Annotated in this window: 17 protein-coding genes; 3 read left to right on the top strand and 14 right to left on the bottom strand. The window is 34.7% G+C overall.

Annotated features, from left to right (window positions below; translation table 11 throughout):
• Position 1: 1 nt before the first annotated feature.
• The 11 genes from J3495_RS01165 to J3495_RS01115 form a co-directional block, all read right to left on the bottom strand.
• Entirely contained in the window at positions 2-724 is a 723-nt protein-coding gene (locus tag J3495_RS01165; protein WP_210664727.1) for a cell division protein FtsQ/DivIB, read from the bottom strand.
• Positions 711-2,060, bottom strand: a complete 1,350-nt coding sequence (murC, locus tag J3495_RS01160; protein ID WP_210664726.1) for a UDP-N-acetylmuramate--L-alanine ligase — start codon at positions 2,058-2,060, stop codon at positions 711-713. The genes J3495_RS01165 and murC overlap by 14 nt, the downstream gene beginning before the upstream one ends.
• A 153-nt stretch (positions 2,061-2,213) precedes the next feature.
• The gene (gene murG / locus J3495_RS01155; protein WP_210664725.1) at positions 2,214-3,299 is read right to left on the bottom strand and encodes an undecaprenyldiphospho-muramoylpentapeptide beta-N-acetylglucosaminyltransferase; all 1,086 of its coding nucleotides are present in this window, start codon (positions 3,297-3,299) and stop codon (positions 2,214-2,216) included.
• A 38-nt stretch (positions 3,300-3,337) separates the two neighbouring features.
• Positions 3,338-4,639, bottom strand: a complete 1,302-nt coding sequence (locus J3495_RS01150) for an FtsW/RodA/SpoVE family cell cycle protein (protein ID WP_210664724.1) — start codon at positions 4,637-4,639, stop codon at positions 3,338-3,340.
• A gap of 76 nt (positions 4,640-4,715) precedes the next feature.
• On the bottom strand, positions 4,716-6,047 hold the full coding sequence (murD, locus tag J3495_RS01145; RefSeq protein WP_210664723.1) for a UDP-N-acetylmuramoyl-L-alanine--D-glutamate ligase: 1,332 nt from the start codon (positions 6,045-6,047) through the stop codon (positions 4,716-4,718).
• Positions 6,048-7,277, bottom strand: a complete 1,230-nt coding sequence (gene mraY / locus J3495_RS01140) for a phospho-N-acetylmuramoyl-pentapeptide-transferase (RefSeq protein ID WP_210664722.1) — start codon at positions 7,275-7,277, stop codon at positions 6,048-6,050.
• A gap of 102 nt (positions 7,278-7,379) precedes the next feature.
• Complete coding sequence (locus J3495_RS01135; protein ID WP_210664721.1) at positions 7,380-8,843, bottom strand: UDP-N-acetylmuramoyl-L-alanyl-D-glutamate--2,6-diaminopimelate ligase; 1,464 nt, start codon at positions 8,841-8,843, stop codon at positions 7,380-7,382.
• Positions 8,840-10,846, bottom strand: a complete 2,007-nt coding sequence (locus tag J3495_RS01130; protein ID WP_210664720.1) for a penicillin-binding protein — start codon at positions 10,844-10,846, stop codon at positions 8,840-8,842. The genes J3495_RS01135 and J3495_RS01130 overlap by 4 nt, the downstream gene beginning before the upstream one ends.
• On the bottom strand, positions 10,837-11,184 hold the full coding sequence (locus J3495_RS01125) for an FtsL-like putative cell division protein (RefSeq protein ID WP_210664719.1): 348 nt from the start codon (positions 11,182-11,184) through the stop codon (positions 10,837-10,839). Before J3495_RS01125 ends, J3495_RS01130 begins: the two co-directional genes overlap by 10 nt.
• 10 nt (positions 11,185-11,194) lie before the next feature.
• On the bottom strand, positions 11,195-12,103 hold the full coding sequence (rsmH, locus tag J3495_RS01120; RefSeq protein WP_210664718.1) for a 16S rRNA (cytosine(1402)-N(4))-methyltransferase RsmH: 909 nt from the start codon (positions 12,101-12,103) through the stop codon (positions 11,195-11,197).
• Positions 12,078-12,551, bottom strand: coding sequence for a division/cell wall cluster transcriptional repressor MraZ (locus J3495_RS01115; RefSeq protein ID WP_210664717.1), 474 nt, complete (start codon positions 12,549-12,551; stop codon positions 12,078-12,080). Before J3495_RS01115 ends, rsmH begins: the two co-directional genes overlap by 26 nt.
• A 376-nt stretch (positions 12,552-12,927) precedes the next feature.
• Between J3495_RS01115 and J3495_RS01110 the strand changes: the two genes are divergently transcribed.
• Together J3495_RS01110 and yihA are read left to right on the top strand one after the other, a co-directional pair.
• On the top strand, positions 12,928-13,692 hold the full coding sequence (locus J3495_RS01110; protein WP_210664716.1) for an alpha/beta fold hydrolase: 765 nt from the start codon (positions 12,928-12,930) through the stop codon (positions 13,690-13,692).
• A gap of 42 nt (positions 13,693-13,734) precedes the next feature.
• Positions 13,735-14,355, top strand: a complete 621-nt coding sequence (gene yihA / locus J3495_RS01105) for a ribosome biogenesis GTP-binding protein YihA/YsxC (protein WP_210664715.1) — start codon at positions 13,735-13,737, stop codon at positions 14,353-14,355.
• Positions 14,356-14,568: 213 nt separating this feature from the next.
• Here the strand turns inward: yihA and J3495_RS01100 are convergent, their stop codons facing one another.
• Positions 14,569-16,356, bottom strand: a complete 1,788-nt coding sequence (locus J3495_RS01100; RefSeq protein WP_210664714.1) for a GEVED domain-containing protein — start codon at positions 16,354-16,356, stop codon at positions 14,569-14,571.
• 329 nt (positions 16,357-16,685) lie between these two features.
• Here J3495_RS01100 and J3495_RS01095 point away from each other — a divergent pair, with 329 nt between their 5' ends.
• Positions 16,686-17,237 carry a hypothetical protein gene (locus J3495_RS01095; RefSeq protein WP_210664713.1) on the top strand — a complete coding sequence of 184 codons (552 nt, stop codon included), beginning with the start codon at positions 16,686-16,688 and terminating at the stop codon, positions 17,235-17,237.
• Positions 17,238-17,311: 74 nt separating this feature from the next.
• Here the strand turns inward: J3495_RS01095 and gldC are convergent, their stop codons facing one another.
• Both gldC and gldB read right to left on the bottom strand, forming a co-directional pair.
• Entirely contained in the window at positions 17,312-17,647 is a 336-nt protein-coding gene (gene gldC, locus J3495_RS01090; protein ID WP_210664712.1) for a gliding motility protein GldC, read from the bottom strand.
• Complete coding sequence (gldB, locus tag J3495_RS01085) at positions 17,647-18,603, bottom strand: gliding motility lipoprotein GldB (protein WP_210664711.1); 957 nt, start codon at positions 18,601-18,603, stop codon at positions 17,647-17,649. Before gldB ends, gldC begins: the two co-directional genes overlap by 1 nt.
• Positions 18,604-18,692 lie beyond the last annotated feature (89 nt).

The raw sequence follows: 18,692 nt of genomic DNA, 5'->3' as shown, positions 1-18,692 counted from the left end.
ATTATTTTGTGCAAACTACTTGTTCCGTAAACCTTAAATCAATCTTTTTATATTTATAAAGCGAGCTATCTAAAACAGCTTTTTGAAAAAAGGCTTTATAATTTTCAAATTTTCGTTCAACATTTATCGTTCTTCCAAAATCAATGAAGTAATTATAATTTCTGTTAAACATTTTTAAGCTACCATTAGGCATAATTTGTATTGCAATGATGTTTTTCTTCAAAAACACATCGTCATAAATTAAGCGAAATAAAGTAGCTAAATCTTCGTTATTTTTTTCATTTATGGTTCCCGAAACAAGAGGAACTCTGGCTGTAAAATTATCAGAAAGCGGCATTCTACCACCCTTATAATCAATATAAAACGACCTTTGCCCGTCAAAAAAACGAGCTACAGGAGTCTTCTGTTTTACCACCGCTTTAAGAACCCCATCGATACTTACAAATACATCTGACTTTTCAATCATCTCTTGCGTATCAAGGGTTTTCTCTATTTTATTCAAATCTACTTCATCTTTTCTAATACTTGAAGCATCTCTTTTATTTTCTATCAACAATTTATTAACCGTTTCGGGAGTGACAAAAATTGTATTTTCTCCTACAAAAACTACCGTAGATTTTTTCAGTTTCCGATCTCCGTTTCGATGTTGAGCAAACGAATACAAAAAAAGTACAAGCCCAAAAATGAGCAGTAATCGAATGTTTGTCCAATTAAATAGTTTCATTTAACATTTTTTTGATTGACGGAACCATTTCTCCAATATCACCAGCTCCTATCGTAACAATTATTGGCACATCGCTAGCTTTGATGGACGCTAATAAATCTTCTTTTGCAACGATTTTTTTGTTCGAATTTGTCATTTTCCCCAACAACCATTCCGATGTCACACCTTCCATTGGTAATTCGCGTGCGGGATAAATATCCATCAAAAGTACTTCATCAAAAGCAGACAGACTTTCGGCAAAACCATCTATAAAATCTTTTGTTCTGCTAAATAAATGTGGCTGAAAAACAGCTAAAACTTTTTGATCAGGATATAATTCTCTAACCGCCTGATGCACTGCTTTTATTTCTGTTGGATGATGTGCATAATCATCAATATAAACTAATTTTTCGGTCTTAATCTGATACGAAAAACGTCTTCTGATTCCTCTGAATGAAGCAATAGCTCTTGCAATGGATTCGGTCGGGGTGCCAAACGTTTTGGCCATCGCAATAGCCATTAGCCCATTCATTAAATTGTGTTTTCCAGGCAAACCAAAATGCAAATCTTTGATAATTTCTGACGGCGTTTGCACATCAAAAACATAACTGGCGTTTTCTATACGAACATTAAAAGCTTTGTAAACCGCTTCTTCATTTATAGCACACTGAATGCCTTCTAAGGGTAATTCTTTGGTTATAAAAAGATTATTTTTGTCCGCTACTTTCGAAGCAAATTCTACGAACGATTCTTCGATAGCTTCACTTGTTCCGTAAATATCCAAATGATCGGCATCCATAGAAGTGATACACGCAATATTAGGATGCAAATGCAAAAAAGAACGATCAAATTCATCTGCCTCAACAACCGTAACGGTTTTTCCGCTTCCAATTAAATTCGAATTATAATTCTCTACAATTCCGCCCACAAAAGCGGTAACATCAGCGCCACTTTCAAATAAAATATGCCCTAAAATACTTGAAGTAGTGGTCTTTCCGTGCGTACCTGCAACTGCAAAACAAAACGTATCTTTTGTAATAATGCCTAAAACCTCAGCTCTTTTTTTGACCTGATATTCTCTTTCCAGAAAATAGTTCCATTCTGAATGCGATATTGGAACCGCAGGCGTAATAATCACCAATGTATTCTCTACGAAATAATCACTTGGAATTAAATTAATATTATCTTCAAAATGAATGTTAATACCGCTTTCAATCAGCTCATTTGTAAGCATTGAAGGCGTTTTATCATAACCAGAAACCTGTTTCCCTATGTTTTTAAAATAGCGGGCCAGTGCACTCATTCCGATGCCTCCGATACCAATAAAATAAACGTTATGTATCTGATTTAAATTCATTTTATTTTTATTTATAAGCGTCTAACTTTCGTTTTTATTTTATAAAAAACTAACTGTTAGCCCTTTGTCTTTTTACTTGTTTCTACGTTCAAGAAGCCCTAAAATAAGCTTCTGTTTTTTGATGCCGTTTTATAATTTCGATTAAAACTTACATTATAACAAATTAATAATCTGCGCTACAATATCTTTGGTAGCATTTGGCTTGGCCAACTTTTTTATATTGGCACCCAACTGTTTTTGTTTGCCGTCATCTTTCAACAGGGCTTCAAAAACAATACTAAATTGGCTTTCTAATTCTGATTCTTTCAATAAAATAGCTCCTTTTTCATCTACAATTGCCTGAGCATTTTTTGTTTGATGATCTTCTGCAACATTCGGTGATGGAATAAAAATAACAGGCTTCCCTACAATACATAATTCTGAAACCGATGAGGCTCCGGCGCGCGAAATGATCACATCCGCTGCAGCGTAGACAAAATCCATTCTTTCAATAAAATCAACGACTCTTACGTTTTGCTGACTGTGTTTTTTATACTCTTCAAAATATAATTTCCCACATTGCCAGATAATTTGAACATCCAGAGAAAGTAAAGTAGGCAATTCCTTTTCGATTAATTGGTTTAGCCTTCTAGCCCCCAAACTTCCGCCTAAAACCAAAAGTGTTTTTTTATTTGGATCTAAGCCATAAAAAGCAATTGCTTCATCTGTTTTACTGTCAATATCTATTAAATCCTGACGAACCGGATTACCCGTTAAAACCATTTTTTCTTTTGGAAAAAAGCGCTCTAAATTCTCGTAAGCAACACAGATTTTATTGGCTCTTCTGCTCAATAATTTATTGGTTATCCCAGGAAACGAGTTCTGTTCCTGAATAACTGTCGGGATTCCTGCTCCTCCTGCTGCCTGCAATAATGGACCACTGGCAAAACCACCTGTGCCTATCACTACATTAGGCTTAAATTGTTTGATAATACGTCTTGACTCCAGCAAACTTGTTGCCAATTTTAACGGAAACATCAAATTTTGCAGGGTTAATTTTCTCTGTAAACCAGCAATCCAAAGACCTTTTATTTCGTATCCCGCCTGCGGTACTTTTTGCATCTCCATTTTATTTTGGGCACCCACAAAAAGAAACTCTGCATCCGGAAATTGTAGTTTTAATTCGTTTGCAATAGCAATCGCAGGATAAATATGCCCTCCTGTTCCACCACCACTTAATATGAATTTATACTTAGTCATATTTTTTAAAATTATAACGCTTTAAAAACTATCTTTTTTTATTTATTTAAAACTGCGTTCATCGGATTTTTCGAATTATCTTCAATAGAATACATTTCTTCTTCCTGATCGCTTGGTAAATCTTCTTCGCTTAATTCCCTGTCAATTAATCGTTGAAGTGCTTCTTTGCGTTTTTCCTTTTCTATCTGCTCTTCGACAATTTCCTCGTCTTTTTTAGTCACGCTAATGATAATTCCGAGTGAAAAACAGGTCATCCAAATAGAACTACCACCACTACTTATCAGCGGAAGCGTTTGTCCTGTTACAGGCAATAATTCTACCGCTACTGCCATATTAATCATCGCCTGAAATATCATCGGAAACCCGAGGCCGACGACGACTAATTTTCCGAATAATGTATTAGCTTTGTGCGAGGCAATTACAAATCGAAACAAAAGCAATAAATACAAAAGCAAGATCGAAACTCCGCCAACAAGACCGTATTCTTCTACAATAATGGCGTAAATAAAATCGGAAGAGGATTGTGGCAAAAAGTTCTTCTGAACACTTTTACCTGGTCCTAAGCCTCCAAATCTTCCTGATGCAATAGCAATTTTTGCTTTTTCTATTTGATAATCATCTTCGTCTGGTTTGTCTGTCGTAAAATTTTCTATACGGCTTCCCCAGGTTCCTACCCTGCTAAAAAAACGTGATTCGGGAAATGCTTTCGCGATAAGCAAAAAGAAAACCAGCATAACAACACCTGAACCAATAATGAAACTAATATATTTTAAAGGATATTTACCAATAAATGTTAGCATAATTACCATTGAAAAAATCAACGCTGTTGTCGAAAAGTTAGCGGGTAAAATAAGTGCTAATGTGATAAAAACCGGTACCCACAACTGAATTAGGGAAGCCTGGAAGGGCTCATTTTCTTCTTTTGTTTTAGACAAATAACGAGCCACAAATATAAACAGCACAATAGCCGCCATTGTAGAAGTCTGAAAAGTGATTCCGATAAACGGCACCTGAATCCAACGACTCGCATTAGCGCCTGCAATTACAGTTCCTTTTAGTAATGTATAAAGCAATAGTATCCAAACGATAGGCAATGCAATTTTTGAAATCGCCCTAAAATAATGGTACGGTACTTTATGCACCCAATAAATGATCATGAAACCAATACAAATATGTGCCAAATGTTTGACCAAATAACCTAGTGTATTTCCTGTACCGTGACCTATGTAGGCCAAATTACTACTCGCACTAAAAACAGGCATAAACGAAAACAACGCCAATAAAGCCACGAATGACCATATTACCCTATCTCCTTTTAATTTGTTTACGAGTTGTTTCATATTTTTCTGTTTCACGTTTCTTTAGTTTCAGGTTTCAAGTTCGTCTAACCTGAAACTTAAAACTTGAAACTTTTTTTTATAAATTTTGCACCGCTTGTTTAAACTGCTTTCCTCTGTCTTCGTAATTTTCGAATAAGTCGAAACTTGCGCAAGCTGGTGATAATAAAACCGCATCTCCTTTTTCGGTTAAGCGTTGGGCTGTTTTTACAGCATCTTTCATATTATTGACTTCAACCATTATATCTACAACATCACCAAAAGCACTTATAATTTTGTGATTGTCTACACCAAGGCAAATAATTGCCTTTACTTTTTCGCGAACCAATGACATCAATTCGTTGTAATCATTTCCTTTATCAACACCACCTACAATCCAGACCGTTGGCACATTCATACTATCTAAAGCAAAGAAAGCAGCGTTTACATTCGTTGCTTTTGAATCATTAATATACTGTACATTCTGAATTTTCAGTACTTTTTCTAGACGGTGTTCAACACCTTGAAAATTAGATAAACTTTCGCGAATTGTTGCCTTTCTAATTTGCATCAATTTTGCTACAGAGCTTGCTGCCATTGCGTTTTTCATATTATGTTTTCCTTCTAACGCAATGTATTCTGTTTCCATTGTAAACTCTTCTTGGTTAATCTTTATTTCCATTTTATTGTCTTTTATAGAAGCCCCTTCATTGAATTCTTTAGACAATGAAAAAGGGATTAATTTTGCTTTTGTTTTGTTACTCTGTAACCATCCTGCGATTGCCTCATCATCTGCATCATAAATAAGGTAATCGCTCTCCGTCTGATTCATCGTTATTCTAAATTTAGAATTGATGTAATTTTCAAATTTATATTCGTATCGGTCTAAATGATCCGGACTAATATTGATGATGACAGCAATATCTGGTCTGTAATCTATGATTCCGTCCAGCTGGAAACTGCTTAACTCGAGCACATATACATCGTATTTGTCTTCGGCCACTTGCCATGCAAAACTTTTTCCGATGTTTCCTCCCAGCGCTACATTTAGCCCAGCGGATTTTAACAGATGATGGGTAAGCATTGTGGTGGTGGTTTTACCGTTACTACCCGTTATTCCTATTGTTAAAGCTTTGGTAAAAGGTTTTGCAAATTCGATTTCCGAAATCACTTTTATTCCAGCGGCAATAAGCTTTTTTACTATGGGAGATTTCTCTGGGATCCCCGGACTTTTCATGACAACATCGGCATTCAAAATCAGGTCTTCGGTATGTTTTTCTTCCTCCCAGTCAATTCCATTAATAATAAGAACTTCTTTATAACTTTCTTTTATCTTTCCAAAATCCGATACAAAAACATCGTATCCTTTTTTCTTTCCCAGAATAGCAGTACCTACACCGCTTTCTCCTCCTCCTAAAATGACTAGCCTCATCTATCGTAGTTTTAAGGTCACAATTGATAATATGGCCAACATGATAGCAACAATCCAAAAACGGGTCACGATTTTACTTTCATGGTATCCTTTCTTCTGATAATGGTGATGTAGAGGCGACATCAAGAAAATTCTTCTGCCCTCTCCAAAACGTTTTTTGGTGTATTTAAAGTAAGCCACCTGTAGAATTACAGAAGCGCTTTCTGCCAAAAAGATTCCTCCAAAGAGAACAATTAATATTTCTTTTCGAACTGCAATTGCCAAAACTGCAATAATTCCTCCAATAGTTAAACTTCCTGTATCTCCCATAAAAACTGATGCCGGAAACGAATTGTACCACAGAAATCCGATTAGCGCACCAACAAAAGCAGATATAAAAACCGTCATTTCTCCAGAATTGGGGATATACATTATATTCAGATAATTAGAAAAAATAATATTTCCCGAAACGAAGGTGAAAATCCCGAGTGCGAGGACCGATATTGCAGATGTTCCTGCGGCGAGACCATCTATACCGTCTGTTAAATTAGCTCCATTTGAAACCGCTGTTATGATAAAAATTACTACCGGAATAAAAATTAGCCAAGCCCATTTTTCGTATCCTTCACCTGTAAAAGCCAATATTTCAGCATAATCAAATTCGTTGTTTTTTACAAAAGGAATAGTCGTCGCTGTCGATTTTTCTTCTACAGGAGCAGGCAAAACCACCGTTGTATTGGTTGTTTTATAAATATCTGATCTTCCTGTATCGGTTCTAACAGTCACTGCAGGATTAAAATAAAGCACCGTTCCTACTATTATTCCCAAACCAACTTGTCCGATTACCTTAAAAATTCCTTTAAGTCCTTGTTTGTCTTTTTTGAATATTTTGATATAATCGTCAATAAAACCAATCGTTCCCATCCAAAGAGTGGTAACAATAAGCAATACGATATAGATATTATGCAAACGGGCAAATAACAAAACAGGTACCAGCGTTGCAAAAATGATGATCAGCCCCCCCATTGTTGGTGTTCCTGCTTTTTCATTTTGACCTGCAAGACCAAGCTCACGGACAGTCTCACCAACTTGCTGACTTCTCAAAAAATTGATAATTCTTTTTCCGTAAATCGTTGACAAAAGCAATGAAAGCATCAATGCCAGCGCCGATCTAAAAGTGATGTACTGAAAAACTCCCGTTCCCGGCACGTCTAATGTTTTGTCTAAATATTCAAATAAATAGTATAACATATATCTTGGTTTATCTGGTTAATCGTTAATTTGTTTATTCGTAAGTTTTTGATTTAATAATTATTCGACTAAACGAATAATCAATTAACCGATTAAACTTTTTTATTTTCCTAATTGTTCTAAAATTTCTTTCACCGTTTCCATATCATCAAAATGATGGCGAACTCCATTTACTTCCTGATAGGTCTCGTGTCCTTTGCCTGCAATCAGAATAATATCGTTAGGCTGTGCCAATTGGCAAGCTGTTTTTATGGCTTGTTTTCGATCGGTGATTCGTAGCATTTTTTTGTAATTCTGCGGTTCTACTCCTCTTTCCATTTCGTCCAAAATGACTTCTGGATTTTCGTTTCTCGGGTTATCCGAAGTTAAAATCGCTTTATCGCTAAGATCTGTAGCAATTTTGGACATTATAGGACGCTTTGTTTTGTCTCTGTTTCCTCCGCATCCCACAACCGTTATCAATTGCTCGTTTTTGGTACGGACATCTTCGATGGTTTTCAAAACATTCTCTAGCGCATCTGGAGTATGTGCATAATCAACGATAGCCGTAATATTACTCTCGGAAATTATATACTGAAAACGCCCTGAAACACTCTCCAAATCAGATAGCAATCGCAAAGCCTCAAGGCTATCCATTCCTAATTCTATAGCAGTTCCGTAGATAGCTAACACATTGTAGGCATTAAAAGTCCCGATTAGTTTTACCCAAACTTCGTTCTCGTTTACCTTCAATAACAAACCAGACATTTGGCTTTCTAAAATAATGGCTTTAAAATCTGCATAGGTTTTAAGCGCATACGTACGTTTTCTGGCTACAGTATTTTGCAACATTACCGCTCCATTTTTATCATCACTATTCGATAACGCAAAAGCTGTTTTAGGCAACGAATCAAAAAATGATTTTTTTACATCTCTGTATTCTGCAAATGTGGGATGGTAATCTAAATGGTCATGCGATAGATTTGTAAAAATTCCGCCAACAAAATGCAACGCTTCTGTTCTTTTTTGATGAATCCCGTGTGAACTCACTTCCATAAAACAATGCGTTACGCCAGCTTTGACCATTTCATTCAAATAATAATTGATCGTAATAGAATCCGGCGTAGTATGTGTCGCTTTATATTCTATCTTATCGACCATGATTTTTACAGTGGACAGCAAACCAACTTTAAAACCAGCGTTTTCAAACAATTGAAACAATAATGACGCAATAGTTGTCTTTCCGTTTGTCCCCGTTACCCCTACCAATTTTAACTTTTCAGAAGGATTTTCAAAAAAATTAGCTGCCATAAAAGCCAATGCAGCATTGGTGTCTTGTACTTTTATATAGGTAATTCCTTTTTCTAATTTTTCCGGCAAAGTATCGCAAATAATCGCAGTTGCACCTAACTGAATCGCTTTTTCGATAAAATCATGCCCATCAGAAAGTGATCCGCGAATGGCCACGAAAAGATCATTTTCTTCTATTTTTCTCGAATCAAAATCAATTTTATGAATGGCAATATCCGTCGAACCCGTTACAGATTCGATAGCTACTTTATATAATATGTCTTTTAATATTTTCACGATAATTCTAAAACTATGGTTGTATTTTTTACAATATTTTGTCCCGCCTGAATCGATTGATTCTTCACTTTTCCTACGCCATTTACTTTTACCTTTAAACCTAAATTTTCAAGCAAAGCAATAGCATCCATGCCAGGCATTCCTTTTAAATTGGGAATACTCTTGTGTTTTTTATTGACTTGCGCAGTGTAATTATCATAACTATTATCCTGCTTTGGTATTCTTTTTTCTAAATTTTTTATCTGATTTGTCGATGGTGCATCAGTAAATATTTTTTGGGCAATACGCTTAAAAACGGGCCCGGCGACATCTGCTCCGTAATAATTGTTTTTTGCCGTATTAGGTTTATGTACCACCACAATACACGAATATTTAGGATGATCTGCTGGAAAATAACCCACGAAAGAAGACGCATAATACAAGCCTTCTTTACCTGCTTTTCCGTAATTTACCTGAACTGTCCCTGTTTTTCCTGCCATCGAAAAATCTTTCGAGTATAATTTAGAACCAGTTCCTTTTTTAACCACATTTAACAGTACTGCTTTTAATTTTTTGATGGTTTCCGGCGAACAAACCTTTGGGTTAATAACCTCTACATCAAACTTTTTAATGGTTTTATTCCACTCTTTGATTTCTGAAACAAATTGTGGTTTTACCATTACACCATTATTCGCTACCGAATTATAAAAAGTCAAGGTTTGCATTGGTGTTACCGAAACTTCATAACCAAAAGCCATCCACGGAAGTGAAATACCAGACCAACCTCTTTCTCCCGGATACGGAATTACCGCTTTTCCTTCACCTTTAAAATGTAATCCTAGAGTTTTATTCAACCCGAAACTTCTAATATGATCTACAAATTTCTTCGGATTATTTTTATAGTTTTGATAAACCGCCTGGGCCATTACCGTATTTGACGAAAGTTCGAATCCTCTTGCCAACGATATTTTTCCGTAACCTCCTATGTGCGAATCACGAACAGACCTTCCGTAATACTTAACTACTCCTCCATGTGTATCATAAACAGTACTTGTATCTGCTACTTTATCTTCTAAAATAGCCATTAAATCGACTAATTTAAAAGTAGAACCCGGCTCATGAGATTCTGCTACCGCATAATTGGTCGTTTCATAATAAGAGCCGTCATCTGCTCTTCCTAGATTAGCAATTGCCTTTACATGACCTGTTTCGGTTTCCATCACCACAACGCAACCGTGATCGGCTTCATATTCTTGCAATTGTTTCAAGAGTGCATGGTGTGCGATATCCTGAATAAATACATCAAGAGTCGAAATCACATCAAAACCATCCTGAGGATCTACTTCGTTTACATCACGAATAGGTTTCCATTGCCCTTTGGCTATTTTTTGTTTTAAAATTTTACCGTCTTTTCCGTTCAAATAACTTTTAAAAGCCCACTCGATTCCTTTTCCAACCTCTACTCCAGTTGCCGGATCAACTCGATCGTAACCAATTGTTCTCTCAGCAATTTTCCCTATCGGATGCTCTCTAATTGTCTCTTGCTCAATGATTACACCGCCTTTGAATGCACCTAATTTGAACAATGGAAAACCTTTTATTTTTACATATTCTGTATAACTTAAATTTCGGGCAATCAAATAATAACGATTTTTATTTGCTCGGGCTTTTCTTAATTCATTCTGAAAATAACTACTTGATTTTCCTAAAACAGATGCCAAAGAATCTGCCAATGGTTTTACATTTTTCTCAAAAGTCTCTGTTTTTGGCGCTTGCGAATCAAAACGAATTTCATAATTTGGAATCGAAGTTGCCAGCAAACTTCCATCTGCCGAATAAATATTTCCTTTATTAGCTGGAATTACAAAATTTCTAACCGTACGCTGTTTGGCTAATTTTCTGTAATAATCTCCCTCAATCCACTGAATATTGGTCAATTTAACGACAATAGCAATTGCCATCACAAAGATGAAAACTGCTACCAGGTAAATTCTGTAGGATATATGTTTATCGTCTACTGCCATATTCTTTTAAAGAAACTTTTTTCTTCTTCTTTTTTAACTTCTATTTTTACAGGAGGCACTGTTGATGGAAAAATTTGCTTTTCGAGCATTTTATCCGATATGGTTGACTCCATTTTTAATTTCATTAATTCAGAGCGTCGGTCTACAAATTCTGACCGCAATTCTTTTACTTCATTGTTCAGTTTGGCTATTTCAAAAACCTTCTGCTCGTATCGCTGCGTATTGGCAATCATTATTATAGCAAGCAGGATGATAAAAACAATGAAACGCCAGTTTTTTACCGCATCATCATTGATAAGAAATCTGGCTTTTAAGATGTCAAATACTCCGCTCTTCATTACAAACTATTTATATTTTTTCGGCAATTCTCAATTTTGCACTTCTTGCTCTGTTATTCATTTTAATTTCGGCATCATCCGGAACAATTAATTTTCCGATGGTTTTAAACGGAACCGAAAAATTCCCATAAAAATCGCGCTCTGGTCCCCCTTCAAACATTCCGTTTTTAATGAATCTTTTTACCAGTCGATCTTCTAGAGAATGATACGAAATCACCGAAAACCTCCCTCCTGGATTTAAAATCTCAAGCGATTGCTCGATAAACTCTTTTAGTACATCCATTTCCTGATTTACCTCGATACGAATCGCCTGATAAATTTGAGCCAATATTTTATTTCGTACCCTTTCAGGTAAAAATTTCGCTAACACATCCTTTAACTCATCTGTCGTTTTGATGGGATGATTTTCTCTTGCTTCTATGATTGTTCTTGACAAAACGGGGGCGTTTTTCAATTCTCCGTAATCCAAAAACACTCTTCTCAAATTGGCATCGTCATACTCATTAACCACTCTGTAGGCGTTTAAATCGTTTTTCTGACTCATTCGCATGTCCAAATCGGCATCAAAACGGGTCGAAAAACCTCTTTCAGGAACATCAAACTGATGCGATGAAACACCTAAATCGGCCAAAATTCCGTCAACCCTTTTTATTCCGTGAAAACGTAAAAATCTTTTTATAAATCTAAAATTCTCATTAATTAAGGTAAACCTTTCATCCGGGAGCGCATTTGCAAGCGCATCTTCATCCTGATCAAAAGCAAATAATTTTCCGTTTGGCCCCAATCTTTTCAATATTTCTTTTGAATGACCTCCGCCGCCAAACGTTACATCTACATAAATACCGTCGGGTTTAATATTTAAACCATCAACTGTAGGATGAAGCAAAACCGGATTATGATATTCCATTGTCGTCGTCATTAATATTTCCCATTACTTCTTCGGCCAGATCTGCAAAATCCATATCTTCGCCGCTTATTGATTTTTCGTATAAATCTTTATCCCAAATCTCGACAATATTAACTGCAGATGAAAAAACCACATCTTTCGAGATACCCGAAAATGCTACCAAATCCTTCGGAACCAACAATCTTCCTAATGCATCAATTTCTACCACTTTTACACCAGCCGTAAATCTTCGGATAAAGTCATTGTTCTTTTTTACAAAGCGATTTAGCTTGTTGATTTTTTGCATCATCAAGTTCCATTCTTCCATTGGATACAATTCTAAACAAGGCTGAAAAACAGAGCGCTTCAAGACGAATCCGTCCTGAAGAGAAGAAGCCAATTGCTTTTTTAAGGGCGCAGGCATTAGGAGCCTCCCTTTAGCATCGACTTTACACTCGTATGTTCCTACAATTGTGTTCAAGAAAATGTATTAAAATGTTATACAGCAAAAATATAAAAAATATTACCACATTTTACCACTATATACCACTTTGTTAATAAGTTTAACCACTTTCTCCCTCAAAAACCTAATTTTTGGACAATCAGAAGATTAGCTGATTATTAGTTTATATTATGTATTGCCTAAATAATCGAAAAAAGCTTCCTTATTCTCTTAAAAAAATTGATTTTTGATTATTATTTTAACATTAAATAATACTATTCAAAAGTCAAAATACAACTGATTTTTAAGCATTTACTGATCAATAAAAAATTATGTAGTTAAAAAAGGTTTTCAAAAATTCATTTTTATGTATTAAACCCTATATTTGTCGAAATTGAAATTGGCATTAAATTAAATGGATAAACATTACAAAAAAGAAGGTAAATACAGCTATTATGAAGCTGGAGAGGGAACTCCTATCGTTATTTTACACGGCCTAATGGGAGGTCTTAGTAATTTTGACGCAGTTGCTGCCTATTTTCCAACGAAAGGATACAAAGTTGTGATTCCGGATTTGCCAATTTACACCCAGAGCATCTTAAAAACCAATGTAAAAAGCTTTGCGAAATACGTAAAAGATTTTATTACTTTTAAAGGTTTCGACAGAGTGATTTTGTTAGGAAACTCTTTAGGAGGCCATATCGCTCTTTATCATACTAAATTGTACCCAGAGAAAGTTGCAGGACTTATAATTACCGGAAGCTCTGGTCTTTACGAGAGCGCAATGGGCGACAGCTACCCAAAAAGAGGGGATTACGAATACATAAAAAAGAAAGCCGAAGACGTTTTTTACGATCCTAAAATAGCGACTCCGGAACTTATAGATGAAGTATATGCTACGGTAAACGACCGTATCAAACTAATCAAAACACTTACTATTGCCAAAAGTGCAATACGTCATAATATGGCAAAAGATTTGCCAAAAATGACTGTAGATACTTGTATTATTTGGGGTAAAAATGATGCTGTTACGCCTCCAAATGTGGCCGAAGATTTTAATAAATTATTGCCTAATTCAACCTTGTATTGGATAGACAAATGTGGACATGCCGCTATGATGGAACACCCTCAGGAATTTAATACTATTCTTGAAGAATGGCTTACTAAGACCAATTTATAGCATTCAACTTTCGACTTAAGGAGGTTTTTAAAACCAAAAAACATGAAAATTAATACAGCCGAATTTATCATTAGTAATTCTGATGTGTCAAAATGTCCCAAAGACTTTTTGCCGGAATATGCTTTTATTGGAAGGTCAAATGTAGGCAAGTCGTCATTGATCAATATGATTACCAACCATAAGAGTTTGGCGAAAACCTCTGGCAGACCTGGAAAAACACAATTAATCAATCACTTTAAAATCAATAACAATTGGTTTTTGGTCGATTTGCCGGGTTATGGATATGCCAAGGTTTCAAAAAAGACAAAATCAGTTTTTCAGCAATTTATTACCGATTATTTTGAAACCAGAGAACAATTGGTTTGTGCTTTTGTTTTAATTGATATTCGACACGAGGCACAAAACATAGACATCGAATTTATGTCGTACATGGGCGAAAGCGAGATTCCGTTTTGTATCATTTTTACCAAAGCCGACAAAATTAGCAAGACGAAAGTTGACTCGCATATTGCAGCCTACAAGAAACAAATGATGGCCAACAACTGGGAAGAGATGCCGCAGTACTTTGTAACTTCTTCTACAGAAGGCACTGGAAAAGAAGCTCTTTTAAGCTATATAGACGAAGTAAATCAAGACGTTTTTAAGAATAACAGCGAGTTTTAAATTTTAAAACATCAATAAAAAAATCCTAAATTTCAAGCTTTAAAACTGGAATTTAGGATTTTTTAATTACACTAAACTTTGCTCCTTCCAAAGATCAAAATACTTTTCTTTTTTCTCCAAAAGCAAATGATGATTTCCAGATTGTGATATCAATTGAAGTATAGAAGAGTTTTATAGAAAAAAAAATTACAGCCTTTCATTTTACACAATTTTTTATTTATTGAATTTAATACTATACGAATTGACCATAATAATGTAAACTCCTGATTGACTAAAAGTTAAATCAACTTCTTTTGAATCACTAGTTCCTTTTTGAATCAATTTACCAGACATATCATATATTTTATAATTACCGATAATTTTGTTACTGATTAATTTGTTATCCTTTTTAGCATAACCAATAACGAATTTACTATCCGCTTTTTGTTCGTTAGTATTTAAAATAGTGGAAGGTTTTAAAGTTACTGTATAATCTTCAACCTGACCATAGGCAGGTGTAGTACATACTCCGGTTTCCTCACTTGCTCTTACTCTGAATCTCAGAGGAGTATTAAGCGTTGCAGTTACAGGCGGAACAATATTTTTCGTCCAAATAGCATCAGTTGTAAATCCATTAGGAGTAGGTACTTTTGTAATAGAATTTGCTACCAATTCGGATGTTTCAAAAGTACCACTATTATCATAGTCTATCCAAGCTTGAATATATTGAGGGTTTCCAGTAATATTTATTTGAAGTGTATAGTTTTGTTCAACCGAAAGATCAGTAAATACAGAAGAATTTATACAATTTTGAGAAGAATAATTAACATAAAATTCTTTATTAGAAGTGCTTCTACCACCACTTTTATTGTTTATGTTTCCTAACGACACTAATGTAGGTCCTTCGCCATAATTATAATGACTAATAGGATCCGCTATCGTACAAGTTGTAGCTTTCAATGTACCCCCACCCGAATTATCTATTAAAGGAGTTGCCCCTAAAGATTGTGTTAGGTTTTCTCTATTAGTTAAAAATTGCAAAAGAGCTCTATCTCTTTGTCCCGGGGTAAATTTTCTATTGCTATTATAGCTCATCATGTTATATTGTATTCCATCATATAATTGATTAGTACAAGGATTTGTCATTGAATTATCGGGTAGAGGATTGAGATAAGCAGTATTAGGAGAAGTATCACAAACTTTATCATTATCGATAGTACAATCATTATTAACAGGACATACTTTAACCGCAGCATCAGGATCACTACCATCAAAAGTATGAATTAAACCTAATGAATGACCTAATTCGTGGGGTAATATTGATACATCAAAATTACTAGAACCTGTTACTAAATTAGATTGGAGAAAAGCATCATAGTTTGCATTAGGGTTACTCGGATAACCTGCAAAAGAGCGAACCGTATTCACAACATATATATTAAAATAAGATGATTCCTGCCAATGAGGTGCAAAAGTTCTAACTTCATCTGCCTGTACTCCTGAACTTCCAACACCATTAGTAGGATAGCTACTTAAAGTACTGGCGTCATATCTTACGATTCCTGTTGTTTCTGAACAGTCTTTTGTTCTTTTGGCCAATACTAGCTTAAACGGCATTACAGTACCATCATTATTTCCAACTCCTTCAGCAGAAAAAATTCCGCCATAAGTGGTTGCAAATATTTTGTTAAGATTATCAATCCATTTTTGTACTTCAGTATCAGATGGGTTATATAATGTTCCAATAGCTTCATTATTAGGAATTATGATATGTACAACTATCGGAATGGTGTACATGATTCCAGTATATTTCGTATTAGCATTTACTGTTGCTCCTTTTGATTTTAAAAACTTTCGAATATCAAGGGAGCGAAATTTAGCTTCATTGGCTTCTCTTTTTTCTTTTAAGGAAGGGTCTTTTGCTTCTAATTCTTTTTGTATTTCATCAGTAAAGCAAAAGTTTTTTTGTGCATGGGAGAAAAAAAATGCTCCACAGGCAATAATGAGTAAATATTTTTTCATGATAATAAATTATAAAAGTTCATAATGAAGTTATTTAAACCCTAATAAAAAGAAAAAATTTACAAAATTAATTTTTAAAGAATTAAAATTATAGTCCAAAACTTACAAACAAAGATAGGATAAAAAATTGAATTTCAAGATTTAAAACTGAAATTTAAAATTTTTATTTGTAGTCAAAATCTTTAAGAAAATAGCGGCAATAAATTAAAACAAAACTTTTTTAAACTACATTTGAAAACAATAAAATACAGTGTATGAAGCATTTCAGACCCGTCCTATTCCTTTTTCTCTTAATTCTATCCTCTTGCCAATCATCAAGCTACATGTTCATGACCGGACAAAGAACAGGAGTTGATTTTTCATCGGGAAAGTGGCTTTTGAATGAATTAGATTGTCCCAAAAATTCTAAAGATAAAATGACTTCAGAATCTTTAGCGTTTTTTAGAAAAAGCTTAGGAGACAGATTGTTTTATATTAATGACGTCAATGGATTATTGGTGACACGAAAAATTCATTTAAATCCTAATCGTTTCAAGCTAAAAGAACTCAAAGACGGAACTGGTTTTGACTTTTTTATTAACATCTCAACCAAGAAAAATAAAAGTGACTTTTCTACCATAGAGCTTTATCAGGATGATAGTGAGTCAGGGAAAAATGAGGCCGTTGTAATTCTGGAAATTTACGATTTGAACTTGCAGCAAATCATTTATTCCCAAAATGTAGTGGGTATCACTCACAAAGGAAATACAAAATCAATGTGGGAAACAGAAAAATCAAGCAAGCTTATAGACAATGTAACATTCTACAAAAATGCAAATAAGTTGATGCTGGGAGCTTTAAAACGAATTTTTAAAGACCTGAAGAAAAGATCGATTAAATAACAAAATAGAAAAATCCAAATTCCAGATCATTTAAATTGGAATTTGGATTTTTCTATTTAATAATTGAACATAGATTACTTCGTCAGTTCTAATTTTTCAGCGAAATAATCACAAAAATCTTTCATCGTATCCGACATTTTTTCGTCATCAGTAGCACGTCTAAAAGTGTCCGACATAGCAACCAAGGTCTGATGAAAGAAAATTTTCATTTCGTCTACAGGCATATCTTTCGTCCACAAGTCAATACGCATGGTTTCTTTGGCTCTGCTATCCCAAATTGAGAGCATAATCGCTTTGGCTTCTTCAGCTTCTACTCCGCCGTCCTGCGCACTCCACGATAATTTTTCCGGAACGCGGTTTTCGTCTAATTCTATATTGAATCTAATTTCTGAGTTTCTGGTATCTGACATTACTTTTTAGGTTTGTATTTTGATTTTTCAAATATTTCTTTTGCGTTGGTTTTTAACAATTCTGGCAAGGTAGCATTAGTGTTTTTCATGTAAGAACGCACGATTTGCCATCCAATCCAGGCGCCAACTCTTCCCGGACTATCATTGTCTATTTCTAAATAAAACTTAGAAAAAGGTGCCGGAGTCATAAATCGGGTCGTTAATTTAGGATCTGCGCTAAACAACATTTCACTTTCTATAAAATAACGCCACATATACGATTCATTTTCTTCGCACCACTTTATTTGCTCGGGCGTGTAACCCATTTTTTCTGCATCTGTATACGAAGGCAACAATAAATCTTTGGTATACAATTGTTTTCCTTCAAAAATCATTTGAGACAACAAAGTCTTATCAGGAAAAGGAGGAATATTTCTGAATGCAAAACTCGCAACCACATCGGGCATGATCTGTCTTTCTTCAAAATTTTGCTTCAAATAATTCGGAAATTCATAAAATTTATGTTCTTTTCCTAAATACAACTCCAATGCAATTACCACAAGATCATCTGCATAAATAGCTTTGGTATTATAATCCATCTCGCCAATAACGGTGATTACTTTGGGCGTTTTGGTTTTTGGAAAATAATATTTCACATGCTGAAACAAGGCATTGAATTCCTGACGAACCGGTTCGAAATTATTATATTTTTTTTGCACTTCGGTATACACTTCTCTCCAAAGCGGATCCTGCATTTTACTTAGCCACACCGCATCCTCATTTCCCGGAGGAAAAAAGATAGGATATTGTTTTTTTACTTTGGCTAAATCTTCTGGCTTAGCTTCAAAAAAAACTTTATCAAACCGTTCTACTTTAATATCAACCGGAATTTCTTCTACTGCTTTTTCTACTTTAGTTTTTTGATCACAGGACAAAAAAAACAAGCACAGAACCACTACAAAGCGATAAATTTTCATTTTATTTTAATTAGATTTGTGTTGCTATATTGTTAAGTAATTGAATACTTAAAATATTTTTGCAAATATACATCCCTGCATCTTAAAAC

The organism is Flavobacterium geliluteum (assembly GCF_017948595.1).
GTDB lineage: Bacteria > Bacteroidota > Bacteroidia > Flavobacteriales > Flavobacteriaceae > Flavobacterium > Flavobacterium flavipigmentatum.
This window is presented reverse-complemented; position numbering and strand designations above follow the sequence as displayed.

Bases quoted from the DNA above. Each gene is read 5' to 3' on its own strand.
- J3495_RS01165 (WP_210664727.1), bottom strand. From the start codon at position 724: ATGAAACTATTTAATTGGACAAACATTCGATTACTGCTCATTTTTGGG.
- murC (WP_210664726.1), bottom strand. From the start codon at position 2,060: ATGAATTTAAATCAGATACATAACGTTTATTTTATTGGTATCGGAGGC.
- murG (WP_210664725.1), bottom strand. From the start codon at position 3,299: ATGACTAAGTATAAATTCATATTAAGTGGTGGTGGAACAGGAGGGCAT.
- J3495_RS01150 (WP_210664724.1), bottom strand. From the start codon at position 4,639: ATGAAACAACTCGTAAACAAATTAAAAGGAGATAGGGTAATATGGTCA.
- murD (WP_210664723.1), bottom strand. From the start codon at position 6,047: ATGAGGCTAGTCATTTTAGGAGGAGGAGAAAGCGGTGTAGGTACTGCT.
- mraY (WP_210664722.1), bottom strand. From the start codon at position 7,277: ATGTTATACTATTTATTTGAATATTTAGACAAAACATTAGACGTGCCG.
- J3495_RS01130 (WP_210664720.1), bottom strand. From the start codon at position 10,846: ATGGCAGTAGACGATAAACATATATCCTACAGAATTTACCTGGTAGCA.
- J3495_RS01125 (WP_210664719.1), bottom strand. From the start codon at position 11,184: ATGAAGAGCGGAGTATTTGACATCTTAAAAGCCAGATTTCTTATCAAT.
- rsmH (WP_210664718.1), bottom strand. From the start codon at position 12,103: ATGACGACGACAATGGAATATCATAATCCGGTTTTGCTTCATCCTACA.
- J3495_RS01110 (WP_210664716.1), top strand. From the start codon at position 12,928: ATGGATAAACATTACAAAAAAGAAGGTAAATACAGCTATTATGAAGCT.
- yihA (WP_210664715.1), top strand. From the start codon at position 13,735: ATGAAAATTAATACAGCCGAATTTATCATTAGTAATTCTGATGTGTCA.
- J3495_RS01100 (WP_210664714.1), bottom strand. From the start codon at position 16,356: ATGAAAAAATATTTACTCATTATTGCCTGTGGAGCATTTTTTTTCTCC.
- J3495_RS01095 (WP_210664713.1), top strand. From the start codon at position 16,686: ATGACCGGACAAAGAACAGGAGTTGATTTTTCATCGGGAAAGTGGCTT.
- gldC (WP_210664712.1), bottom strand. From the start codon at position 17,647: ATGTCAGATACCAGAAACTCAGAAATTAGATTCAATATAGAATTAGAC.
- gldB (WP_210664711.1), bottom strand. From the start codon at position 18,603: ATGAAAATTTATCGCTTTGTAGTGGTTCTGTGCTTGTTTTTTTTGTCC.